Annotated in this window: 4 protein-coding genes and 1 tRNA gene; 4 read left to right on the plus strand and 1 reads right to left on the minus strand. The window is 70.7% G+C overall.

Annotation, left to right across the window (positions count from 1 at the left end):
- Positions 1 to 947: cytochrome c3 family protein (locus tag VI078_08030; protein ID HEY5999235.1), on the plus strand; the 947-nt coding region annotated here is incomplete at its 5' end.
- Between the two features lie 252 nt (positions 948 to 1,199).
- On the opposite strand, the gene VI078_08035 is transcribed toward VI078_08030, so the two are convergent.
- Positions 1,200 to 1,841 carry a pyrimidine 5'-nucleotidase gene (locus VI078_08035; GenBank protein ID HEY5999236.1) on the minus strand — a complete coding sequence of 214 codons (642 nt, stop codon included), beginning with the start codon at positions 1,839 to 1,841 and terminating at the stop codon, positions 1,200 to 1,202.
- Between the two features lie 96 nt (positions 1,842 to 1,937).
- Here VI078_08035 and VI078_08040 point away from each other — a divergent pair, with 96 nt between their 5' ends.
- From VI078_08040 to VI078_08050, 3 genes are all read left to right on the plus strand, one after another.
- Positions 1,938 to 2,600 carry a DedA family protein gene (locus tag VI078_08040; protein HEY5999237.1) on the plus strand — a complete coding sequence of 221 codons (663 nt, stop codon included), beginning with the start codon at positions 1,938 to 1,940 and terminating at the stop codon, positions 2,598 to 2,600.
- Positions 2,597 to 3,829, plus strand: a complete 1,233-nt coding sequence (locus tag VI078_08045) for a TlpA disulfide reductase family protein (protein HEY5999238.1) — start codon at positions 2,597 to 2,599, stop codon at positions 3,827 to 3,829. The genes VI078_08040 and VI078_08045 overlap by 4 nt, the downstream gene beginning before the upstream one ends.
- 97 nt (positions 3,830 to 3,926) lie before the next feature.
- A tRNA-Ala gene (locus VI078_08050) sits at positions 3,927 to 4,002 on the plus strand.
- The last annotated feature ends 418 nt before the right edge of the window (positions 4,003 to 4,420 follow it).

Consider the following 4,420-nt stretch of genomic DNA (forward strand, 5'->3'; position numbering starts at 1 on the left):
ACGGCGGCGGTCAGGCCGTCGCGCCGGCCCCGGCCGCCACGGGGGAGACCGAGCCGGCCACGGCAGCGCGGTCCACTGACCCGTGCGAACGCTGCCATGCGGAGGGCGGCATGGCGGGGGCAAAGGCAGTCGGTCAGGGCGGGCACCCGGTGGGCATCACCCCCGGCCAGGACTACGGGCCCGATCTGCCGCTCTTCGATCCTGCCGGCCGCCGCCGGCCGCGCGGAAGGATCGCCTGCGCGACCTGCCACGAGCCGCACCGCTGGGAACCGCCGGGCGGCTCCGGGGGCGGCTCGAAGGCGGCGACGAGCTTCCTGCGCCTCGGTGCGGACGGCTACGCGCCGCTGTGCTTCCCGTGCCACGCCGACAAGTCGATGGTCGTCGGGACGGACCACGACCTGCGCGTGACGGCCCCCCGCGCGGTCAACCTCGCCGGCGAGAACGCCGAGGCCAGCGGGGTCTGCGGCGCCTGCCACGCCGTGCACGACGCGCCCTCGGCGTTCGCGCTCTGGGACCGCCGCTACGGCAGCGGCTGGGACGAGCGCAGCCGGATCTGCACCGGGTGCCACCAGCCGAACAACGAGCAGGGCGCGCACGTGCCGCCGCGGACCGACGTGCACCTGGTGAACTACCCGGGCCGCGGCATGGTGAACCGACTGTTCACGCCGACCAGGTCGGTGACCGGCGGGAAGAAGGACATCCTGCTGTTCGCCGAGGACGGCACCCCGGCGGAGAACGGCTATCTCTCCTGCGCCTCCTGCCATGACGTGCACCGCTGGGAGAGCGACGTCAGCAGTTCGGGCGCGGGCGTCCCGGTCGAGGGCGACCTGGCGAACAGCTTCCTCCGCGTGCCGCCCTCGGGACTCCAGGACACCCTGTGCGCGGACTGCCACGGGGCCTCGCTGCTCGAACACTACCGCAACTACCACTATCCGGAAGGCAAGTAAGCCCGGGTCGGCAGCGAGGCCCTGACGCGCCCCAGCTGCGTTGCTCCTCGCCTCGCTTGTGCGGCGTACACCAGTACGCCTCCGCGCGGGCTTGTCGCTGCCTTGCTGGGACGCACCAGGACGCTCTCTGCCGACTCGGGCAGACCGTGACAGTCGGGCCCGGGCAGCTCAGGACCGTGCGGCCCGCGCCGCGCAACAATGCCGGGACGCTCCCTGCCGACTCGGACAGACCGTGACGGGCCGGCTTGGGCTCTATCCGAGCAGGTGCGGGAGGATCGCCGGGAGGTCGCGGACGGACGCGATCGCGAAATCCGCCGCCGGCGACGGGCCCGGCGCGCCCACGAGGACGGTGCGCATCCCCAGGTGCCGCGCCGGCGCGAGGTTGCGCTCCAGGTCATCGAGGAGGATGGCCCGCGCGGCCGGGGCGTGGAGGCGCTCGAGGACGGCCCGGTAGGTCGCCGGCTCCGGCTTCGGCCGGAAGCCGAGCGCGACGATGTCGAAGATCTCCGAGAAGAGCCCGTCGAGCCCGAGCGCGGCCAGCACCGCCAGTGCGTGGCGGCGCGAGCCGTTCGTGAAGATCGAGCGGCGCCCGGGCAGCGCGGCGACCACGGCGCGCAGGCCGGCATCGGGGGACAGGAAGTCGCCGACCGGCACCGCGTGGACGAAGTCCAGGTAGTGGTGGGGCTCGGTGCCGTGCTCCTCCATGAGCCCGACGAGCGTGATCCCGTACTCGTCGTGGTAGCGGTTGCGCAAGGCGTCCGCCGCCGCCGCATCCAGCCCGATGTGGCGCGCGAGGAACTCGTTGATCCGGGCGTCGACAGCGCCGAACAGGCCGGTCTCCGGCGGGTACAGGGTGTTGTCAAGATCGAAGAGCCACTCGCGCTCGGCTGGCACGGGCGCATCATACCAGAGGGTCCGCCCCGCGATGTCACGCGAGCGGCGCCGGTGGTATAGTAAACACTTGCGACGGGACACAGACGGGAGGCACCGATGGAAGTAGTCCGGCAGTTCGTCGACCTGTTCCTCCACCTGGACCGGCACCTGGCGGGGGTCATCCAGGACTACGGCGTCTGGACCTACCTGATCCTGTTCCTGATCGTCTTCTGCGAGACCGGCCTGGTCGTGACGCCGATCCTGCCCGGCGACTCGCTGCTCTTCGCGGCCGGGGCCCTGGCCGCCGGGACGTCGCTCGACGTCGGCTGGCTGCTGGCGCTGCTGATCGTCGCCGCGGTCGCCGGCGACACGCTCAACTACTGGATCGGCCATCACATCGGGCCGCGCATCTTCACCAGCACCACGTCGCGGCTGCTCAACCGCGAGTACCTGGACCGCACCCACCGCTTCTACGAGCGGCACGGGGGCAAGACGATCATCATCGCGCGGTTCATGCCGATCATCCGCACGTTCGCGCCGTTCGTGGCCGGGATCGGCAGCATGAGCTATGGGCGCTTCCTGCTCTACAACGTGGCCGGCGGCGTGGCCTGGGTGGTGGCCTTCGTCGTCGGCGGGTATTACTTTGGCAACATCCCGGTGGTCAAGCGCAACTTCACGCTCGTGATCATGGCGATCATCGTGATCTCGGTGCTGCCGGGGGTCATCGAGTTCGCGCGGCGCCGCTGGGGGGCGGCCGCGGTGGAGGAACGGCAGTCATGAGAACGCTCGTCGCGGCAGTGGTGGCGGCGGCCGTGCTCGCCGCCGGGGCGGGGTCCGGCGCGGCCGCGGTCCGGGACCTCAACACCATCAAGGAGGGCGACACCATCCCGGCGGTCAAGGGGCGGTCGGTCTCGGGCGACGAGATCGACGTCGGCGCGCTGATCGGCAAGCGGGTGATCGTGCTCGCCTTCTGGTCGATCTACTGCAAGCCGTGCGTCGAGGAGATCTCGAGCCTCATCCGGCTGCAGGAGCAGCTCGGCGGGGACAAGCTGGAGGTCATCGGGATCAACGCCGACACGGAGGTGGGGGTGGCGCGCGTGCGCACCTTCATGGCGCGCTTCGAGGAGTTCGAGAAGCGCAAGGTCAACTACCCGGTCATCTTCGACGAGAACGGCGCGATCTCCAAGCTCCTCGGCGTGGGCTTCCTCCCGACCGTCCTCTCCGTGAACCTCAAGGGCCAGGTCGAGAAGATCTTCATGGGCTTCGAGGAGAAGAGCGAGCAGGAGATCTTCACCGGCATCAAGCGCCTGCTGCCGCTGGAAGGGGAGCAGCCGCCCGAGGCGGAGAACGTCACGGTCTTCTCGGTCGAGGCCGTCGTCCCGCTCTGCGGGTTCTACGACAGCCGCGGCTGGAAGGGGAGCTTCCAGCAGAACTACGACCTCTCCAAGGAGCTCGAGCGCATCGCCGAGGTCGCCCGGCGCAAGGCGCTGAAGCTGGGGCTGCGCGAGGCGCTCGCCTCGCTCGGCGTGAGCCTGCTGCACGGCACGGACGACGATGGGTGCTTCACCCGGCTGGGCGTGAGGCTCGCCGACGACCCCTTCGCCATCCCGGACAACCTCACCAACCTGCTCGCGGCGCTGCCGGTCGACCGGCTGGCGAAGGTGGTGGAGTCCCAGGAAGACTACCTCGACGGCGAGTACCACGTGGTGGAACGGGTGGCCGTCACGATGGACGATCTCAAGTCCGAGCTGGAGAAGGCCAAGGTGTCGCTCACCTCGCGGACCATCACCTTCTCGGCGGTGAACCTGCGGCGGACCGACCAGGCCCGCTTCGAGCAGGCGCTGCTGCGCCAGTCGCGCTACGTCGGCTTCGCGAGCTACCCGACCTACTCGATCTACACCACCACCGAGGCCTTCGCCGAGGAGGTGCGGCGCATGGACTTCGGCGGGGTCAAGCTCTTCGTCGAAGAGGCCGAGGGCGACCGCATCGAGGTCGAGGCCTGGAAGTAGGCGGCGCCGCCGCCGGGCCTTCCGGCCGCCCGGCGTTTGTGGTATAAGGATCGTCCTGCCGTCCGGCGCCCAGGGCCGGCGGCGGCGGACCAGACGTGGGGATGTAGCTCAGCTGGGAGAGCGCCGCGTTCGCAACGCGGAGGTCAGGGGTTCGATCCCCCTCATCTCCACCACCCTCGCACCCGATACGGGCCCGTCTGCCGCGTCAGGCTCCTCCCGGCTCCCTGCGACGGCCACCAGGCCGTCTCAGTCGCCGGATCGTCGCCTTTCTTGCATCCGGACCCGTCTCGGGCGCGAGGGCGTGCACGGGCACGGGCCGGCCCGTCTGCGGCGTCGCACTCCTCCCGGCTCCCTGCGGCGACCACCAGGTCGCCTCGGTCGCCGGATCGTCGCGCTTCTTGCATCCGGACCCTTCTCCCGCGCGAGGGCGTGCACGGGAATGGGCCGGCCCATGAACGGTGCGGGCACGTCGCCCTCGCTTCGCTGGGCAACGGACCTGACACCTGGTGCGAAGAGTCCGCGGGCGGACCGCCGAGAAGGGGCCAGATGCAAGGCGGGCGAATCCTGAGGAATGAGGCGGCCTGTCGTGGC

Source organism: bacterium (assembly GCA_036524115.1).
GTDB lineage: Bacteria > JAUVQV01 > JAUVQV01 > JAUVQV01 > DATDCY01 > DATDCY01.